Origin of the sequence: Microbispora sp. H10836, from assembly GCF_012999525.1 — a bacterium.
GTDB lineage: Bacteria > Actinomycetota > Actinomycetes > Streptosporangiales > Streptosporangiaceae > Microbispora.
This window is the reverse complement of sequence record NZ_JABBWU010000021.1, coordinates 26,277-44,085: the sequence shown is the minus strand read 5'-3', so window position 1 is coordinate 44,085 and position 17,809 is coordinate 26,277. Positions and strand designations below refer to the sequence as shown.

Genomic DNA, 17,809 nt, shown 5'->3' with positions numbered 1-17,809 from the left:
GCGCGACGATCGCCGCGACCCTCGACGCCGCCGTGAGCAGGGTCGGCGACGGCCGGAGCGGGGCCCTGGACGAGATCGCCGGGCTGCTGCACCGCGTTGTGGTGGACATGGGGCAGGAACGTCTGCTCCGTGAGCCTGACCACATCACCGGGCGCCGGGACGCCGGAGCGCGCCCGGGTGCGGTGGGTGGAGCTCGCCGTACGCGCTCTCGCGCTGCCGGCCGGCGGTCAGAAGGCGTAGCGGACGGTGCAGTACGGGAGCTTGCCGGCGATCAGGTCGGTGAGCGCGGTGACGTAGCGGCCCTTGTGGCCGGTCTTGTAGCGGACGTTCCAGCCGCCCGTCTGCGAGCGCTTCGGCTGCTGGAGGTCGGGGCGCCACAGCACCTCCTCGGCCTTGGGATGCCAGCCGAGGTTGACCTCGTGCAGCCGGTCGTTGTGCGTGAGGAAGATGACCTCGGCGGCGAGCTGGGCGCGGGCCGCCGGGCTCAGCGCGTCGTCGAGCTGCCCGAGCAACTCGGCCCAGTCCTCCAGCCAGCCGTCGCGTACGACCACCGGGCTGAAGTTGACGTGCACCTCGTATCCCGCCTCGACGAAGTCGTCGATCGCCGCGATCCGGTCGGCGACGGGCGAGGTGCGGATGTCCAGCAGCTTGGCGTCGGCGGCCGGCATCAGGCTGAAGCGGACGCGCGTACGGCCCCGCGGGTCCCAGCCGAGCAGGTCGCGGTTGACGTACTTGGTGGCGAAGCTCGCCTTGGCGTTCGGCAGGTCGCGGAAGAGGCCGACGAGATCGCGCACGTTGGCGGAGACGGTCGCGTCCACCGAGCAGTCGGAGTTCTCGCCGATGTCGTAGACCCAGGCGTGCGGGTCCACCTGGTTCGGCTCGGGCTTGACGCCCTGGCGCCCGGCGTGCCTGGCGAGATATCCCGTGATCTTGTCGATGTTGGCGAACACGGTGATCGGGTTGCTGTAGCCCTTGCGGCGCGGCACGTAGCAGTACGCGCAGGCCATGGCGCAGCCGTTGGCGGTGGAGGGCGCGATGAAGTCGCTCGACCGGCCGTTGGGCCGCGCGGTGAGCGACTTCTTGACGCCGAGGACCAGCGCCTCGGTCTTGATCCTGACCCAGCGGGCCACGTTCGCCTCGTCCCCGTACAGCTCGGGGATGCGGTGGTGGGCCTCGATCTCGATGCGCTCGGCCTCGGGGAACCGCTCCAGGATCTCCTTGCCGCGCGGCAGTTCGGCGGCTGCGGGCTCGACGTAGACGCGGCGGATGTCCAGCAGTCTCTGGCCTTCGTTCACCCGGATATAACAACTCGGTAACAGAACGACTTCCCAGGTCAGAGGGCATTCAGGTGCTGGTCGGCGGGGCACGCGTACGCCGTCCTCGAGGCCAGGGTCCAGGTCCGCACGGCGGTCCCGCAGCGGCGGCAGCGCTCACGTTTGTAGACCCACCGCTCGTCCGGCGCGTCCGGGTCGCTGACCACCTGCCCGGCGTCGCGGCCCAGCGCGAGGTAGCGCACGGCGGCGTCCCAGAGCCGCCCGGCGGCCTCGGCGCCGATGTCGCGGGCGCCGGGGTCGAGGCCGGTGAGGAAGAGCAGCTCGGCCCGCCAGGCGTTGCCGACCCCCGACCACACGCCCTGGTCGAGCACGGCCGCGCCGACCGGGACGTGGGCCGCGAGCAGGCGTCGTACGGCCTCGGTTCTGTCGATGTCACCACGCAGGGGGTCGGGGCCGGTCGCGGCCCGCAGCGCCGCCAGCGCCCGCTCGTCCATCGCCTCGCAGCGGGCGGGCGCGATCAGGTCGAACGCCGCCTCGCCGGTCGCCAGCCGCAGCCGGGTGCCCTTGCGGGGCGGGGCCGCCGGGTCGTCGTACCGCAGGAAGAGGCCCTGCATGCCGAGGTGCACGTGGATCGGCGGGGCGCCCTCCAGCCGGTAGAGCAGGTGCTTGCCGAGCGCCTCCACGCCCTCGACGACCCTGCCGTCGTACGGCCCGGCGTCGAACCTGCCCTGCGGGCTGGTGGCCCTGACCACCCGGCCGGCGAGCTCCTCGTGCTGCTCGTCCGCGTAGCGATGGACCAGGTGCCCCTCCGGCATGCCCCTCGCCCTACCCGTCCCGTCCGGAGATACCGTTCGGATCATGAGTTACGAGCCGACGTCTGAGGAGCTGCGGCACCTGCGCCGCTGTGTGGAGCTGGCGAAGGAAGCACTGGAGGCGGACGACGAGCCGTTCGGCTCGGTGCTCGTCTCCGGCGACGGCGAGGTGCTGGCCGAGGACCGCAACCGGGTGGCGGGCGGCGATCACACGCGGCACCCGGAGTTCGAGCTGGCGCGCTGGGCCGCGGCGAACATGACGCCGGAGGAACGCGCGAAGGCCACCGTCTACACCTCCGGCGAGCACTGCCCGATGTGCGCGGCGGCGCACGGGTGGGTGGGACTCGGGCGGATCGTCTACGTCGCGTCGTCGGCGCAGCTCGCGCGGTGGCTGGCCGAGTGGGACGTGCCGCCCCCGCCGGTGCGGACACTCCCGGTCAACGAGGTCGCGCCCGGTGTGCGGGTGGCCGGGCCCGTGCCCGCGCTGGCCGACGAGGTTCGCGCGCTGCACCGCCGCCTCCACACCGGCTCCTGAGGCCGTTTCCCGGTGCTTCCCGCGCACCTACGGATACCCTCCGCTGCATGGTCATGGGTGAGGGGGACTGATGCGTACCTGGTTCGAGCCGCATGAGGACGAGGAGTTCGAGGCGGCCAAGGCCCTGCTGGTCCGCCGCTGCCTCGTCTGGGCGGGGGAGCGTGGCATGGCCGCGGACCCGCTGGTGCTGGAGGCGGCCCTGGACTCCCGCCACCGCAGCGTGGACGGCCGGCTTGGCTACTGGGACGAGGCGCAGGTGCGCAGGTTCCTGCTGGAGTGGATCCCGCGATACGTCACCGCAACCCGGGACGAGCTGGACGCGGCGCCGGAGAGCCTGCTGACCCTGCTGCGTTACGTCGCCGCGAAGGGGCTGCGCGACCCCCGTGGCGCCACCCCGGCGGAGCTGGAGCGGGCGGTGCGAGCCGCCGTCGCGGACTATCCGGCGGCGCTCGACGACCCCGCGCGCATGGGCCTCGCGAAGTTCTGGGCGCAGACGGCGCTCGACAACGGTGTCGACCTGACCGACCGCAGGGCGCTGGAGAGATTGCCCCACGACGTCGAGGCGGGCCGGCTGCCGTACGACGCCGAGGCGCTCGACAGGGTGGTCGAGGCCAGGTTCGCCCGGCCGCACCTGGACGAGCAGCGGGCCTTCCCGCAGCCCCCGCTGGTCCTGCCGCCCGCACGCGAGCTCGCCGAGGCGGCGGCGCGCAGCGAGGTCGTACGCCGGCTGACGGCCCTGGCCGACTGGGCGGGAGCCGAGGGCAGGACGCTCACCGAGGCCGGTCATCTGCGGAGAGCCGACGCCCGGGAGCTGGCCGGGCTGCTCGGCACCGGCGAGCAGGACGCCGAGGTCCGCAGCGCGGCCGAACTGCCGGGCGTCGGCCTCATGCTCGCCTGGGCGAAGCGCGCTCGGCTCGTCCGGGTGACCGGCGGTCGCCTGCTCCGCGTCGCCAAGGCCGCGCCGCTGCTGCGTGACCCGGAGAAGCTGTGGACGCGGGCGTTCGAGGCGTACTTCGAGCTGGGCCGAGACATGCCGGCGTCGTTGACGCTGCTGTCGTCGGTGTTCGGCGACCTCATGCCCGACGTGCTCAACAGCGCGTACGGCATGGCGAGGCCGATGCCGGTGGCCCGGCTGGAGGAGTTGGTCTGGCTGGTCTGCCAGGACTACGTCCCGTCCGACCGCGTGCCGGAGGAGACGTGGCGCCATCGGGTCGGGGAGGAGCTGGCGCGGGCGCTGGAGACGCTGGCCGAGCTCGGCGCCGTGGAGCTGAGCCACGGCGTGGCCGACGAGCTGTACTCCAGCGACCTCACCGGCGATCTCCCCGAAGACGGTGATCTCGTCGACGACGGTGATCTCCCCGGCGACGATCTCACTGGTGGCGATCTCGCTCGTGGCCCGCTTCCGCTGCCGGCCGAGGCGCGGGCCCGGCTGCTGCGGCGGCTCGCCGAGCCGGGCCTCCTCGTACGGCTGACGCCGCTCGGCGCGAGGGCCGTGCGGGAGCGGATGCTGGCCGAGGGCAGGGACGCCCCGTTGATCGGCGAGCTGGTGGACGCTCCGGCCGCCGAGCTGCTGGGGGTGCTCATGCAGCACTACCCGCCGGACGCCGCCGCGCAGGAGCTGGACGGCTGGCTCGCGGCGCACAACGGGGATTGCGGGCCGCTGGTGGACGCGGTCCGCGCCTGTTCCTTCCGCACCCGGGCGGCCGCGATGCTCTCCTTCCTGGCCGAGATCCGTCCGGACCTGCGGCCGATGCTGCCCGGCCTGCGTACGGACCCGGTGCTGGGCCCCCTCGTCCTGCTGGAGCTCTCCGATAGCGGTGGACTCGGCGCCGACGAGCATCTGCTGGTGACGACGGAGGGTGTGCTCGGCCTGCTGGAGATCGCGGGCCCGGAGAAGGTGCTGGAGCACTTGCGCGCCATGGCGGGGCCGAACGCGCTCGCCCTCGTCGAGGCGATGGCCGGCTCCGGCCACCCCGCCGAGGAGAGCATGGAGGAACTGCGCAGGCTGGTCCTCGACAGCTTGCGCGCGCGGTCCCATCCGTTGAGGTTGGTGCCCGGCCCGCGCCCCGGCGCCCGGGGGCGTACGGCGGGACGCAGGCGTAAACGCTGAGGCGAAGCAGTCAGGGCCTCCCTCAGCGCAGGCCGCCCTCGGCGAGGTGCCGGTCGTCGGGGACGGTCCGATCGTCTCCGGCAGGGGCGCCCACGGCGCGGAGTGCTCGGTCCTGGGATACTTCGGCGGTGCCCGAGCACCATCCGCCGCGTGAGGCGAATGTCCGCCAAGTATGGCCGTGGCTGGTCCTGGCGGTGTCCGCCTCGGCGGTGCCCGTGATCCTCCCCGTCTCGGCGGGGGGCGGACATCTCGGCTACCAGGCGATTCTCTCCTTCCTGGGACTCTTCATCGGAGTCGCCGCGCGACCGTTGTACGGCGTGGACGCGATGGTCGCGTGGTATCTGCCGATGCTCGTCCTGGTGGTGGCCGTCCTCCACCGGCACCTGCGACGGACGAGGTGGGTCGTCGCGGCACTGCTCGGCGTCATGACGGTCGTCAACCTGGTGGTGGCGATCGACGAGTTCCCGCACGCGGTGACCGTGGCGGACATCAGCGCGGGCAGCCAGCCCGATTTCTCCGGTCCGGGCGACTTCCTGCCCGCCCTGCTCACGACGGTCGCGTACGGCGTGGCCGCGGTGGCGCTCGTGCTCGGGGCGAGGAACCGGGGAAGGCGGGCCGGTGAGGAGAGCACCAGTAAGATGCCACGGTCCAGATAGACGGAGATCCACCCTGGAAGGGCTGCACGTGGCGCAGAAGGTGATTCTGGTTGACGACCTCGACCACTCCGAGGGCGACGATGTGGCGCGACGGGAGTTCCCGCTGCTGAACCGGACCTTCGCCATCGACCTGTCCGACGCGAACCAGCAGCGGCTGAGCGAGGCTCTGGCGTTCATCGAGGAAGTGCTGGAGAACGCCCGTGAGGTGAAGCAGGCGTCGCGGTCCAAGAAGGCCGCCGACACCTCCCCGCGCCTGCGGGGTTACACGCTGACGGACGTCCGCGAGTGGGCCCGCGAGCAGGGGCTGGACGTGCCCCCGCGCGGGAAGATGGCCGACGAGGTCATCGAGCGGTTCATCGCGGCGCACCCCGACGCCGCCCCGGACGCCGGGTCCGAGGACCCCGCCGGACAGTCCGCGGAGGAATCCGCGGAGATGGCCACCGCGCACGCGGAGGCGACGGCCGGCGTCTGAACGGACGCCTCGGAGCGGACTCCGCCCGGCCCCGGCCGCCGCGACAGGCGTTCGGGCCCGGGCATCCGCCCGTCCCCGGGCCTTCGCCCGCGGTCGTTCCCGGACGGACACCCGGCGTCGAGAAGCCGGGCGAGAACAGGTCGCCATGAGAACCCATGCCGCCGGCCCGGTCGGTTTCGGCCGGGTACCGGCGGGCACGCCGCACGAGATGACCTACCGGTGCGGGTGAGCGCGCGACAGCACGATTTCGACTCCGTACAGGCACTGGAGAGGTCCAAGTTTTCCGCAAGCGGGCCTTTCTAGTGTCTCCGCCGACGCCCGAACAGGGCGATTCCGCTACGGCGAAGTACGAGGAGACACTCATGCGGCTCGGATACACGGTTCCCCAGTACGGCGCGTTCGCCGACCCGGACTTCATGCGGCAGGCGAGCGCGGATCTCGAGGCGATGGGCTACAACAGCCTGTGGGCGGGCGACCGCATCCTGCTGCCGCTGGCACCCAGCGACCCGTACCCGGGCGGAGACGGGACGGTCCCACCGGCCTTCGGGACGTTCTTCGACCCCCTCACCGCGCTGACGCTGGCCGCGGTCAGTACGCGCGAGATCCGGCTGGGGACCAGCACACTCAATGCGCTGTGGCAGCCGCCCGTCCTGCTCGCCCGTACGCTGACCTCGCTCGACCTGCTCAGCGACGGACGGCTGGACGTCGGCATCGGCCTCGGCTGGCTGCGCGACGAGTACACCGCGACCGGGGTGCCCTGGCGGGGCAGGGGAGAGCGGCTGGAGGAGACGCTCGACCTGATGGAGGCCGTCTGGACGGACGAGGTGGTCGAGCACAAGGGCGCGCTCTGGACGGTGCCGCCGTCGCACATCGACCTCAAGCCCTGCCAGCGGCCGCGCCCGCCGATCCTGCTGGCCGGTTACACACCCGGGGCGCTGGAGAGGGTCGGCCGGCGGGCCGACGGCTGGCTGAGCGCGGCCATGCCCATGCCGTACCTCACCGCCCTGTGGGACATGGCGCTGCGGGCGGCGTCCGGCGCGGGCCGGGACCCGTCCGTCCTGCGCATGGTGGTGCGCGTCAATCCGGCGATCACGGACTCACCGGCGGCCGCCGACCAGGTGCCGCACGCGGGAACGGTGCGGCAGGTCGCCGACTACCTGCTGACCCTCGCCGAGGCCGGGGCGCACGAGGCGTTCGTCGACCTGCAGACGACGACCTCCTCGCGGGACCAGTTCCTCGACGTGGCGCACGCGCTCATCACCGCGCTGCACGCCGGCTGAGACCATCAGCAGGCATGCCTTCGCTCCGAGGCGACCAGGTCCGGCGCTGCTCCCGACTTCCACTACTTCTCCGACGTGCTCAGGGACGCTCTGAACGGCAGGTCGCCGGTCGCACGACCCCCTGTCGTCCTCCCATGCAGCCCAGACTGAAATCGGACATTGCGGGATAAAGACGACATAAGCGCTCAGTGAAGGCTCCTATTGGGACAATAGGGCATTAAATACCGTAGATCACCGTTTATCGCTCATTCTGTCCGGAAACAATGTCGTCGCGGGGCAATGACCACTTAACGGTCATTAGGCGATATTCCTTCTCATTGGGGAATGTCGTACACATTAGGCAGTTGATCCTTTAGAGGGGGACGAAATGCCCAAGCTCAAGAAGGTCATCGCCGGACTCGCACTTTCCGCCGCGCTTGGTGGTGGCGCCCTCGCCGCAGGCGCCACCGCCGCGAGCGCGTCAACCGCCCCGACTGGCTGGGGCTGTACCAACCCGTGTACCAACGAGTTCGACAACGGGTTCAACAACACCTTCGAAAACAGCCGCGTCCAGAACGGAGCCTTCCAGAACGGATGCTTCCGGAACGGATGCCAGAACTCCTGCTCGGACCTCGACGACATCCTCTGGGACGTCTGCGTCGCCGGCAACTGCCCCGACCTGCTCCCTGGATTGCTCGGCTGCATGAACTAGAAGGCCGGCCTGACGGCCTGCGGAATGAACAACACGGGCGGCGATGTCCATGAGCGGCGTGGCGTCGGCTCATATGAGAGATGCCCCGAGCGCGAGCGCTCGCGCACGGACTCGTCGGTGAGCGTTTTCGAACTCGGATGCGTTCGTTCCGCAGAGCAGGACAAGGGCTCCGGCGACGGAACCGCCGGAGCCCAGGCTTCTCTACCCGATCACCAGCGGTTGCGGGCCTCCTCGGCCCAGCCGGTGAGGCCGTCGAGGTTCACCCAGGCGCCGTCGTCGGCCCGGGCCCGTCCCGAGAAGTGGCCGAAGCATTGGTGCGTCTCGTTGCCCACCAGGCCGAGCTCGGTGCGGGCCACCTTCTCGTGGAACGGGTGGAACTCCACCTCCACCCGCGGGCCGGTGATCCGCCACGGGCGCAGCCAGTCGGCGCGGTCGTACGACCACTCCAGCTCATTGCCGATCTTGTGCAGGCGGCCGCCGAGGAACAGGGCGTTCTCCGTCGAACCGGTGCCGTCGGTCCACTTGCCGCCGAGCTGGATCGCCCGGCCGGGGCCGCTGCCCGCCGCCCAGTTCCACGTGATCGAGTACGGCCACTTCCCACGGCCGTGGTCGAGCACGGCGAACGAGTCCGCCTCGTTGACGTTGAACTCGGCCGCCTCCAGCCGCAGCCGCCCACGCACCGGACGGCCGACGTCCTTCACCGTGTACTGGAACCGGTTCTGCCCCCACGGAACCACCACGCCGAGCGACTCGTGGCCCTCCGGCAGCGGCACCTCCAGATCGAGCTCGATGCCGGGCGCCGCGGCCCGGATCGCGGTGCCGGAAACACCCTGCTCGATGTCGATCGTCACGCCGCCGCCCCGGACGGACGTCGTCCCGGTTCCGCTGCGGTCGGGGAAGACGGCGCCGCGGGCCAGCGGCACCACGGCGTCCCTGGCGGTCTCCACACGGGTGTCCCGGTCGAGCACGTACACTCCGTTCACCGCGGCGTAGTCCAGCGACGACGCGACCAGGCCCATGATGTGGCGGGGGGTGACGATCCCCCAGTATTCCCAGCGCTTGCGCCGGCCCCAGCCGCGCAGGTTGCCCCGGTGCAGCGGACGGCGGCTCCAGCCGACCGAGCCGGGGTTGAGCCGCCCGTCCGGCAGGCACAGGTCGACCGGCTCGGTGATCTCCCGCTCGTGCGTGGTCATGCGAACCTGAGCCTTTCCGTGATCGAGCGTACGAGGTCCTCGGGGAGTTTGAGCACCGCCCGGTCGTAGGTGAGCAGGCCGTTGATCTCGTCTTCGACGTCGGACAACTGGGTGTAGACGGTCGCGCTCAGGCCGCGCGCGACGGCCGGGATGATCTGCTCCTCGTGCACCCGGGCGAACGCCTCGCCAAGCGCGTCCGCCGTGCCGTACCGCCGGTAGCCGAACTCCTTCTCGCCCCAGACGTGGCCCTCGACCCGCAGACCGTACCCGCCGTATTCGGACAACACGAGCACCCGCCCGTCGGGCCGCGGCGGGCGGAACCGGCGGAAGTAGACGTGCAGGCTGCGCAGGTCGCCCGCGCGCTGGTCGTGCCAGCCGCTGGCGTGGTCGACCGTACGCGTCGGGTCGAGCCGGGCGAGCTCCCCGGCGATCCGCGCGGCGTCGAACTGGCCCCAGCCCTCGTTGAACGGCACCCAGACCGCCAGGCTCACCACGTTGCGCAGGTGCTCGACCGTGGCGCGCGCCTCGGCCTCGAACGCCGTACGCCCCGCCGCGTCGGCCCGGCCGAACCTGCGGTGGCGTCGGTCGTCCAACCGGACGGCGGGCAGGAACGCCGGCGTGGTGACGACCCACGGACGGTACGGCTCCCCGCCGTTCACCATGTCCTGCCAGACGAGGATGCCGAGCCGGTCGCAGTGGTGATACCAGCGCAGCGGCTCGATCTTGATGTGCTTGCGCAGCATGGTGAAGCCGAGCCGCTTCACGGTGGCGATGTCGTGGATCATCGCCTCGTCCGACGGCGGCGTGTAGAGGCCGTCCGGCCAGTAGCCCTGGTCGAGCACCCCGGCGTGGAAGTACGGCCGGCCGTTCAGCAGCAGCCGGGGGACGCCGTCGGCGTCGGGCCCGACCGAGAAGGAGCGCATGCCGAAGTAGCTCCGCACGCGGTCCGCGCCGAGCGAGACGGTGACGTCGTACAGGTAAGGATCTTCGGGGCTCCAGGCGCGCACCTCGGGCAGGGGGACGCGCACCGGCTGCCCGGCAGCGGCCGTGACCCGCGCGACCGTTTCGCCTCCGGCCGAGATCTCGACGCGCGCTTCGCCAGGCTCCCCGCCGGACGCGTGGACCGTCACCTCCACGCATGAGTCGTCGAGGAGCGGGGTCAGCGTGAGCCGTTCGACGTGGACCTCGGGCACGCGCTCGGCCCAGACCGTCTGCCAGATGCCCGACTGCGCGGTGTACCAGATGCCCCCGCGCCGCAGCCGCTGCTTGCCCCGCGAACCGTTCCCGGTGTCGTCCCGCACGGCGACGACCAGGATGTTCTCCGACGGGCGCAGCGCGTCGGTGACGTCGAACGAGAACGGCAGGTAGCCGCCGGTGTGACCGCCGACCTCGTCGTCGTTGACCCACACCCGGCAGGTCTGGTCGACCGCGCCGAAGTGCAGGATCACCCGCCCGTCGGCGAAGTCGTCCGGCAGGTCGAACCAGCGTCGATACCAGAGGGTCTCCCCGGGGAGCAGCTGCCGGTTCACCCCGGACAGCGGCGCCTCCGGCGAGTACGGCACGAGGATCTCGCCGTCGTACGTCTCCGGGGCGTAGTCCCTGATCGCGTACTCCCAGCGGCCGTTGAGGTTGAAATAGCTGTCGCGGACGAGCTGGGGCCGCGGGTACTCCGGGAGCGGATCATCCGACACGGGTGAGCCTCTTCAGTTCGCTGGTGGCGTCGAACGGCCACGGCCTGGGCAGCCCGTGGCTCATCAGCAGCCCGCCGTGGTGCGTCTCCCCGGTGTCCTCGTCGCGATAGACGCCGTCCGGATCCAGGCCTCTCAGCCGTACGGGGGCCGTCACGCGGACCAGCGTGGTCGGCCGCCAGGAGAGCACCACGACGTGCGGATCGAGGGTGTACTGCACGGCCCAGTCGGCGAGGCGGTCCATCCGGCCCTCGTGGACGACCGGGCGGATCAGCTTGTACTGCTCGATCAGGTGTTTCGCCTGCTCCAGGTCGGCCGGGCTCCAGCGCCCCAGGTCGCCGCCGATGCCGAGCGCGCCGGACATCGCGACGTGGAAGCGGAAGGCGAGCGGCGTCGGCCTGCCGGTGAGCGCGTTGGGGCTGTCGGTCACCCAGGCGCCCATCGTGCAGGCCGGGTAGACCTGGCCGTAGCCGTGCTGGATCGCGATCCGCTGGGTGGCGTCGGTGTTGTCCGAGGTCCAGATCTGGTCGGTCCCGGCGAGCATCCCGAGGTCGGCGCGGCCCCCGCCGCTCGCGCAGCCCTCGATCGTCAGGTGCGGGTGGGTCGCGCGCAGCCGGTCCACCACGGCGTACACGTTCCTGATGTACGGCACCCACACCTCGTCGCCGGCCTCGGTGATCGGCCGATTCATGTCCCACTTCAGGAACGCGATGTCGTTGTGGGTCACCAGCTCGTCCAGCCGGTCGTACGCCCATTCGGCGACGTCGTCCCGGGAGAAGTCGAGCAGGAGCTGGTCGCGCACCTCGGTCGCGCGCCGGTTCGGCTGGCCCAACACCCACTCGGGGCGGGTGCGGTAGAGCTCGCTGTCGGGATTGACCGACTCCGGCTCCACCCACAGACCGAACCTCATGCCGAGCCGCTTCACGTGGTCGATCAGTGGGGTGAGGCCGTGGGGGAACCGGTCGGGGTTCGGCCACCAGTCGCCCAGGCCGGCCGTCTCGCCCGTACGGCCGGCGAACGCGCCCGTGCGGCCGCCGAACCAGCCGTCGTCCATGACGAACAGCTCCACGCCGATGCCCGCGGCGAGCTCGGCCAGCTCCATCTGCTGGGCCTGGGAGACGTCGAACTCGGTCGCCTCCCACGAGTTGTAGACCACCGGCCTGACCCGGCCGGGCGCGGGCAGCACGTGGCGGCGGATGTGCTCGTGCCACCGGTGACTGACCCCGCCGAACCCCTCGGCCGAATAGACCCCGGTGAACGCGGGCGTCTCCAGGGATTCGCCGGGTCCGAGCCGCCAGGTCACCCCCTCGTGCCCGAACCCGCCGCTCCAGCCCACGCGGCCGTCGTGGTCGCGTTCGACGGTGATGCGCCAGCTTCCGCTCCAGGCGAGCGCCGCGCTCCACACCTCGCCGCGGTCCTCGGTCGCATCACCCGCGTCGATCATCACCCACGGGTTGGCGTGGTGGCCACTGTGCCCGCGCCTGCTGGTCAGCACGGTCTCGGCCACCGCCGGTGCCGTACGCCGGACCTGGAACTCCGCTCCCCACTCGCCGGTGACGTGGGTCAGCCGGTAGTCCTCGCGCCGCGGAACCGCCCAGGCCGCCGAGTCACAGCGCAGGACCGTGATCGGCCCGTCGCCCGTGTTGCGCAGGGTCGTCCAGCGGTCGACGGCGTCGCTGTCCGGCCTGATCAGGTAATGGAGGTCGATCTCCAACGGGTAGTGCCGGTCGGCCATCCTGATCGTCAGATGGCCGCCGTCGACGTCGTCGCCGAGATGACGCCACTCGACCCCGCGTACGCCGTCGCCATACCTGACCTGCAGGCCGGCCACGCCGAACCGGTCGCCGCCCTCGACGGGCAGTTCCTCGGCTCCGGCGGGCAGCACGCGGGCCTGGTCGAGCGTGAGCCGCGGCCCCCAGTGCGCGCTGCGCGGCGCGCCGTCCGGCCCGAGCCGCACGGCGTACGCGCTGGACGGGGTGGTGAGCAGCCACAATCCGGGCTCTGGACAATCGATCATGACAGCCACACTCCGGTGTCGGGCGGCAGCAGATCGCCGTCGAGGGGCCCGCTGGCGAGCAGCACGTCGTGGTGCCAGGCGAGGGGCACCGGCTCCGTGCCGAAGTTCACCATCAGCGTGAAGCCGGGGTCGCGGGCGAAGGCCAGCACCCCGGGAGGCGCGTCCAGCCAGGTCAGGTCGCCGTCGCCGAGCGCCGGGTGCTCGCGCCGGATCGCGAGCGCGGCGCGGTAGAGGTTCAGCGTCGAGCCGGGGTCGTCCCGCTGCGCGGCGACGGTCAGCTCCGCCCAGTCCTCCGGCTGTGGCAGCCAGGTGTCGCCGGCTCCGAACCCGTACGGCGGGGCCACGCCCGACCAGGGGAGGGGCACCCGGCAGCCGTCCCTGCCGATGAACGTGCGCAGCGTGCGCTCGAACATGGGATCCTGCCGGGCCTCGTCCGGAATGGCGAGATGTTCCGGCAGGCCCAGTTCGTCTCCTTGGTAGATGTAGGCCCCGCCGGGCAGGGCGAGCAGTAGCAGCGCCGCCGCGCGAGCGCGCCCGGTGCCCAGTTCGGCGTCGACGTCCATCCGGCCGAGCAGCACCTCCGGGGTGGGCGCGCGGACCAGGTCCTGGTCGACGCCGAACCTGGTCACCATGCGCGGCACGTCGTGGTTGCCCAGCACCCAAGGGATCGACCCGCCCGTCTCACGCGCGAGCCGGTGTGACGCGTCGATGACCGCGCGGAACTCCCCGGCCGACCACGGGGTCGGCATCAGGCCGAAGCCGAACAACTGGGCCAGCCCGTCTCCCGTCAGGTAAGGCCTGGCCTGGTCGGGATGACCGAACCACATCTCCGCCACGGTGCAGGCGGGCGCGGTGCCACGGTCGCCGGGGTAGGAGTCGAGGATCTTGCGCCAGGACCGGTAGAGCTCCAGGAGCTCCGGCTGGTGTTCGTACGGCACGGCCGCGTGACCGGGGGTGAGCGGGCCGCCCTGGCTGCCCGGCACCACGTCGGGCAGGCCCTCCTGCTTGAACAGCATGTTGGCCACGTCGATCCGGAACCCGGCCACGCCCCGGTCCAGCCAGAACCGCAGCACCCGCTCGAACATGGCGACCACGTCGGGGTGCCGCCAGTTCCAGTCGGGCTGCCCGGAGTCGAACAGGTGGAGGTACCACTGCCCGTCGGGCACCTGCGTCCAGGCCGGGCCGCCGAACACGGACTGCCAGTTGTTCGGCTCGTCGCGGAAGACGAACCGCTCGCGCTCGGGGCTGCCGGGACCGGCGGCCAGCGCCGCACGGAACCACGGATGCTCCGCCGAGCAGTGGTTGGGGACGATGTCGACGATCACCTTGATGTTCTTCGCCGCGGCCGCCGCCACGAGCGCGTCGAAGTCGGCCAGCGCGCCATACCGGGGATCGACGTCGCAGTAGTCGGCCACGTCGTAGCCGCCGTCGGCCAGCGGCGAGGGGTAGAACGGGCTCAGCCAGATCGCGTCCACCCCCAGGTCGGTCAGGTGGTCGAGGCGGGAGAGCACGCCGGGCAGGTCCCCTTCGCCGTCGCCGTTCGCGTCGGCGAAACTGCGCGGATACACCTGGTAGACCACCGCGTCCCGCCACCAGGCCCCCTGGTCGTACGGCTGCGCGGGGCTCTCGGCGGAGTGGTTGTCAGCGGACACCGCGGATCCTCCAGATCAGACAGGCCCCGAGCGTGGCGAAGCCCGCCGCCACGCCGTACATGAGCGGGTAACCGCCGGCCGAGGTGACCAGCGGTGCGGCGATCACCGGGCCGAGCGTGTTGGACGCGGAGTTGGCCAGGCTCACGATGCCGAGGTCCTTGGCCCGGTCGGCGTCCGCGGGCAGCAACTGGGTGACCATCGCCTGGTCGACGGCGGCGAACATGCCGTAGCCCGCGCCGAGCAGGACGGATGCCGCGATGGCGGCGGACCAGCTGGTCAGGAACGTCAGCACCAGTCCGGACGCGGCCATCGTTAGGCCGCCGACGAAGACCGCGGGCCTGCGGCTGCCGTACCGGTCGGACAGCCAGCCCGCGAGCAGGGTCGGCACGACGCTGCTCAGCGTGAACACCGCCACGAGGACCACGACGCCCTGCTCGACGGTCGAATCGGGGAAGAGCCGCTCGTAGTGGACCGCGTCCCGCAGGTAGTACTGCAGATAACCGATCGCCATCGCGAGCGTGAGGGTGATCAAGAGCCGGCTCAGCCAGGACCAGGCGAAGTCGGGATGCCTGCGCGGGCTCACCCACAGGCCGCGCAGGAAGGACCGCACGTCGAACGGCGGCGACCCCGCCGTGCCCGCGGCGGTGGCGACGGCTGCGGCCGCGGGGGCGGTGGTTCCGACAGCGACTGCGGCGGTGGCGGCAGCGGCGGCAGTGGTTTCCGCGGGTTCGCGGGTGAACAGGCCGAACGGCAGCACGAGCAGCAGGATCAGCGCCGCCATCGCGAGGAACCCGGCCTTCGCGCCGGTCAGCAGGACGGTGGCCACGACCCCGCCCAGCAGCGGACCGGTCAGCTGGCCCACGCCCGCCAGCGCGGACACCTTGCCCCGCTGACGGACGGGCACCTGGTCGGGCACGGTGGCGATGGCCGCGGCCAGGGCGGCGGTGAACGCCAGCTGGGCCACCGCCCAGCCGGCGACCAGCCCGGCCAGCGACTCCTGCCAGGCGAGGAACACCAGGGACGCGGCGCAGACCAGCGCTCCCCCCACGATCCAGGGACGGCGCCGGCCGAACCGGGAACGGGTCCGGTCGGACAGGGCGCCGAACAGAGGGTTGGCGATGATCGTGCAGACGGCGCCGACGGCGAACACTGTCGCCAGCGACGCCTCCTTGTGCGCCGGGTCGATGTGCGCCACTTGGGAGGGCAGCAGGATCTGGTTGCCGACGGTCATCGCCATGATGACGCCCATCTGGGCGAGCGCCAGCAGGGTCATCCAGCCGGTGGTCACCCGTTCGACGGGCGTGACGCGCACCTCGTCCATCTGAGTCCTTGAGGTTCAAACATGACAGGGTGCCACGTTAGAACATGACAGGGCGTTATGTTAAGACAGATCGGTGAACAATCCCGGCGTCCGGCGGCGGCCGGTCCAAAAGCGCAGCATCGACAGGGTCGAGCGCATCCTCGACGCCTGTGCCCGCCTCCTCGACGAGGTGGGCCTCGACGCGCTGACCATCGTCGACGTCGCCAGACGGGCCGAAGTGCCGAGCGGCACCATCTACCAGTTCTTCGACGGCAAGTCCGGGATGCTGCGCGAGCTGGCACTGCGCAACCTGGAGCTGCTCCTGGTGCGGCTACGTCGCAGGGTGGCCGCGGAGGGGCCGCTCACCTGGCCGCGCGCGGCGGAGCTCGTCCTGACCGAGACGGTCGAGATGCGCAGGACCGTCCCCGGTTACACCGTGGTCGACTTCGCCGACACCCGGCCCGGCGGGGCGACTTTCCTGCCCCCGGGCGAGGCGGAGGAGGGCGGAGACGTGCTGGCCGAGCGGCTCTATCACTTCGCCCTGGACGAGGCCGGGCTGCCGCCGCTGCCCGATCCCTACCGCGTGATGCGGCTGGCCATCCAGGCCACCGCGGCCGCACTCCAGCTCGCTTTCACAGCCTCGCCGCAGGGGGACCCCGCGATGGTCGAGCAGGGGCGCAGGCTCCTGAGGGCCTACTTCGCCGATGTGTCCTCGCTCGGCTGACGACCCTGACACGCCGATCGGAAGACCGGGGGCTGTTCGCGCCCGGGAACCGGCCGGCGCCGTGAAAACCACGCCGAGCAGGGTCCCGAAGATCAGCCCGAAGGCAAGCGAGCGGCACGCCCTCGGCCGCCGGTGCCCGCACGAGATTCGCAGCGAGTCGATTCATGCCGGCCGGGGCAGACGAAGGCCGGCCCCCGCTGGTGATGCGAGGGCCGGCCGGCACGGGATCAGGATGCGGGACTCGGGGTCGGGGTGTCCGAAGGCGTCGGCTCAGGGCTGGGAGCCGTGGTGGGAGCCGTGGTCTCCGTGGGGGTCGCGGTCGGCTCGGGCGTGGCGGCCGGCGGCTCGGTGGGGGTGAGCGTCGGCGTCGGGCAGGGCTTGGGGGTGCGCCAGACGGGCTTCCCGGAGCGCCACTGCGGGGAGTACGGCGTGCTCTTGCCGAGGTACCACAGCCGCTTGCTCGGCCGTGAGAGGTCGAAGACGTAGGCGGCCGCCGCAGCCGTCTCCCCCTGCGGGGCGGCGGGCGTCGTCTCCTCGATCGGCGGAGGGACGGAGTCCGTCCCGCCCGGAAGAGGAGTGGGGGAGTCCGCGGGTGGTGTGAGCGTGCCCTCGGAGGGAGCCGGAGTGCCTTCGGGCGGCGTCGGCGTGCTCTCCGGAGGAGTCGGCGTGCTCTCCGACGGCGGCGTCGGGGTGCTTTCGGGCGGGGTCGGCGTCCCCTCGGGCGGGGTCGGGGTGCCCTCGGGCGGGGTGGGAGTGCTGTCGGGCGGCGTCGGCGTATCGGTCGGAAGCGGGGCGGGGCTCTGCGGGGCGGGCTGTGCGGCCGCGACCACCGAGATCCAGGCGTCCTGCCGGAGCTCGCCGCCGCGGCGCCCGGTGAACACCCGCGTGGAGTCGGCGATCGCGTACGACCGCTCGAAGCCGTCCTGGCTGCGGACAGTGATCGAGTCCTCCGCCACCGCGATGGCCTGCCCGGTCTGGGTGAAGACGGTGACGGTGCCGCATCCGTCCTTGGTGGGCACGACCACCTCGCCGTGCAGCGCGCCGAGGAACGGGCCCACCAGGGGGACCTCGGTGGTGGGGGTCGCCGCGGGGGAGCCGGTGGCCGTCTCCGCCGGGCCCGCCGTCGGCGTGATCGTCACGGTGGCCGTCACGACGGGCTCCGACGTCTCGGGCGGCGGATTGACGGGCGTGGCGGCGGAGGCCGCCGACGCCCCGGCGCCGCCCGCCGCGGTCAGCACGAACGCGGTCGCGAGGATCATGGGTGGGGAGATGCGCCGGCGTGGCCCACCCGATCGGGACCACAGTCCTGTCTTCGGGTGGTGGGGGTTGGTCGGCATCACCGTTCCTCCGTATCGTCGATCCGATGGTCTCCGCCGAGTGGCGGCGGCCGTATCGGAGCGCCCTG

15 protein-coding genes are annotated in these 17,809 nt (G+C 71.9%); 7 read left to right on the top strand and 8 right to left on the bottom strand.

Annotated features, from left to right (window positions below; genetic code table 11):
* Positions 1–227: 227 nt before the first annotated feature.
* A complete protein-coding gene (locus HHX30_RS31235) occupies positions 228–1,295 on the bottom strand; it encodes a spore photoproduct lyase family protein (protein WP_169986401.1) in 1,068 nt (355 codons plus the stop codon).
* 38 nt (positions 1,296–1,333) lie between these two features.
* Complete coding sequence (locus HHX30_RS31230) at positions 1,334–2,089, bottom strand: DNA-formamidopyrimidine glycosylase family protein (protein ID WP_169986400.1); 756 nt, start codon at positions 2,087–2,089, stop codon at positions 1,334–1,336.
* Positions 2,090–2,132: 43 nt separating this feature from the next.
* Between HHX30_RS31230 and HHX30_RS31225 the strand changes: the two genes are divergently transcribed.
* The 6 genes from HHX30_RS31225 to HHX30_RS31200 all read left to right on the top strand — a co-directional run bounded on the left by HHX30_RS31225 (position 2,133) and on the right by HHX30_RS31200 (position 7,830).
* Complete coding sequence (locus HHX30_RS31225; protein WP_169986398.1) at positions 2,133–2,621, top strand: nucleoside deaminase; 489 nt, start codon at positions 2,133–2,135, stop codon at positions 2,619–2,621.
* 70 nt (positions 2,622–2,691) lie between these two features.
* Entirely contained in the window at positions 2,692–4,731 is a 2,040-nt protein-coding gene (locus HHX30_RS31220; protein ID WP_169986396.1) for a hypothetical protein, read from the top strand.
* Positions 4,732–4,859: 128 nt separating this feature from the next.
* Positions 4,860–5,387 (top strand): hypothetical protein, encoded by a 528-nt coding sequence (locus HHX30_RS31215; protein ID WP_169986394.1) that lies wholly within the window; start codon positions 4,860–4,862, stop codon positions 5,385–5,387.
* Between the two features lie 28 nt (positions 5,388–5,415).
* Positions 5,416–5,859 (top strand): Lsr2 family protein, encoded by a 444-nt coding sequence (locus HHX30_RS31210; protein WP_169986392.1) that lies wholly within the window; start codon positions 5,416–5,418, stop codon positions 5,857–5,859.
* A 362-nt stretch (positions 5,860–6,221) separates the two neighbouring features.
* Positions 6,222–7,139, top strand: a complete 918-nt coding sequence (locus HHX30_RS31205; protein ID WP_169986390.1) for a TIGR03619 family F420-dependent LLM class oxidoreductase — start codon at positions 6,222–6,224, stop codon at positions 7,137–7,139.
* A gap of 367 nt (positions 7,140–7,506) precedes the next feature.
* The gene (locus HHX30_RS31200; RefSeq protein ID WP_169986388.1) at positions 7,507–7,830 is read left to right on the top strand and encodes a hypothetical protein; all 324 of its coding nucleotides are present in this window, start codon (positions 7,507–7,509) and stop codon (positions 7,828–7,830) included.
* Between the two features lie 209 nt (positions 7,831–8,039).
* On the opposite strand, the gene HHX30_RS31195 is transcribed toward HHX30_RS31200, so the two are convergent.
* From HHX30_RS31195 to HHX30_RS31175, 5 genes are read right to left on the bottom strand one after another with little or no spacing between them, the layout of a single operon-like run.
* Positions 8,040–9,023, bottom strand: coding sequence for a DUF2804 domain-containing protein (locus HHX30_RS31195; protein WP_169986386.1), 984 nt, complete (start codon positions 9,021–9,023; stop codon positions 8,040–8,042).
* Positions 9,020–10,714, bottom strand: coding sequence for a glycoside hydrolase family 2 protein (locus tag HHX30_RS31190; protein WP_169986384.1), 1,695 nt, complete (start codon positions 10,712–10,714; stop codon positions 9,020–9,022). Before HHX30_RS31190 ends, HHX30_RS31195 begins: the two co-directional genes overlap by 4 nt.
* Positions 10,704–12,728, bottom strand: a complete 2,025-nt coding sequence (locus HHX30_RS31185; protein ID WP_169986382.1) for an alpha-galactosidase — start codon at positions 12,726–12,728, stop codon at positions 10,704–10,706. Before HHX30_RS31185 ends, HHX30_RS31190 begins: the two co-directional genes overlap by 11 nt.
* On the bottom strand, positions 12,725–14,380 hold the full coding sequence (locus tag HHX30_RS31180; protein WP_169986380.1) for a glycoside hydrolase family 13 protein: 1,656 nt from the start codon (positions 14,378–14,380) through the stop codon (positions 12,725–12,727). Before HHX30_RS31180 ends, HHX30_RS31185 begins: the two co-directional genes overlap by 4 nt.
* The gene (locus HHX30_RS31175; RefSeq protein ID WP_169986378.1) at positions 14,370–15,701 is read right to left on the bottom strand and encodes an MFS transporter; all 1,332 of its coding nucleotides are present in this window, start codon (positions 15,699–15,701) and stop codon (positions 14,370–14,372) included. The genes HHX30_RS31180 and HHX30_RS31175 overlap by 11 nt, the downstream gene beginning before the upstream one ends.
* 73 nt (positions 15,702–15,774) lie before the next feature.
* On the opposite strand from HHX30_RS31175, the gene HHX30_RS31170 reads away from it, so the two are divergent.
* Positions 15,775–16,404, top strand: coding sequence for a TetR/AcrR family transcriptional regulator (locus HHX30_RS31170; RefSeq protein ID WP_169986376.1), 630 nt, complete (start codon positions 15,775–15,777; stop codon positions 16,402–16,404).
* A gap of 227 nt (positions 16,405–16,631) precedes the next feature.
* Here HHX30_RS31170 and HHX30_RS31165 read toward each other — a convergent pair whose 3' ends face one another.
* Positions 16,632–17,663, bottom strand: coding sequence for a hypothetical protein (locus tag HHX30_RS31165; RefSeq protein WP_169986374.1), 1,032 nt, complete (start codon positions 17,661–17,663; stop codon positions 16,632–16,634).
* Positions 17,664–17,809: the final 146 nt, after the last annotated feature.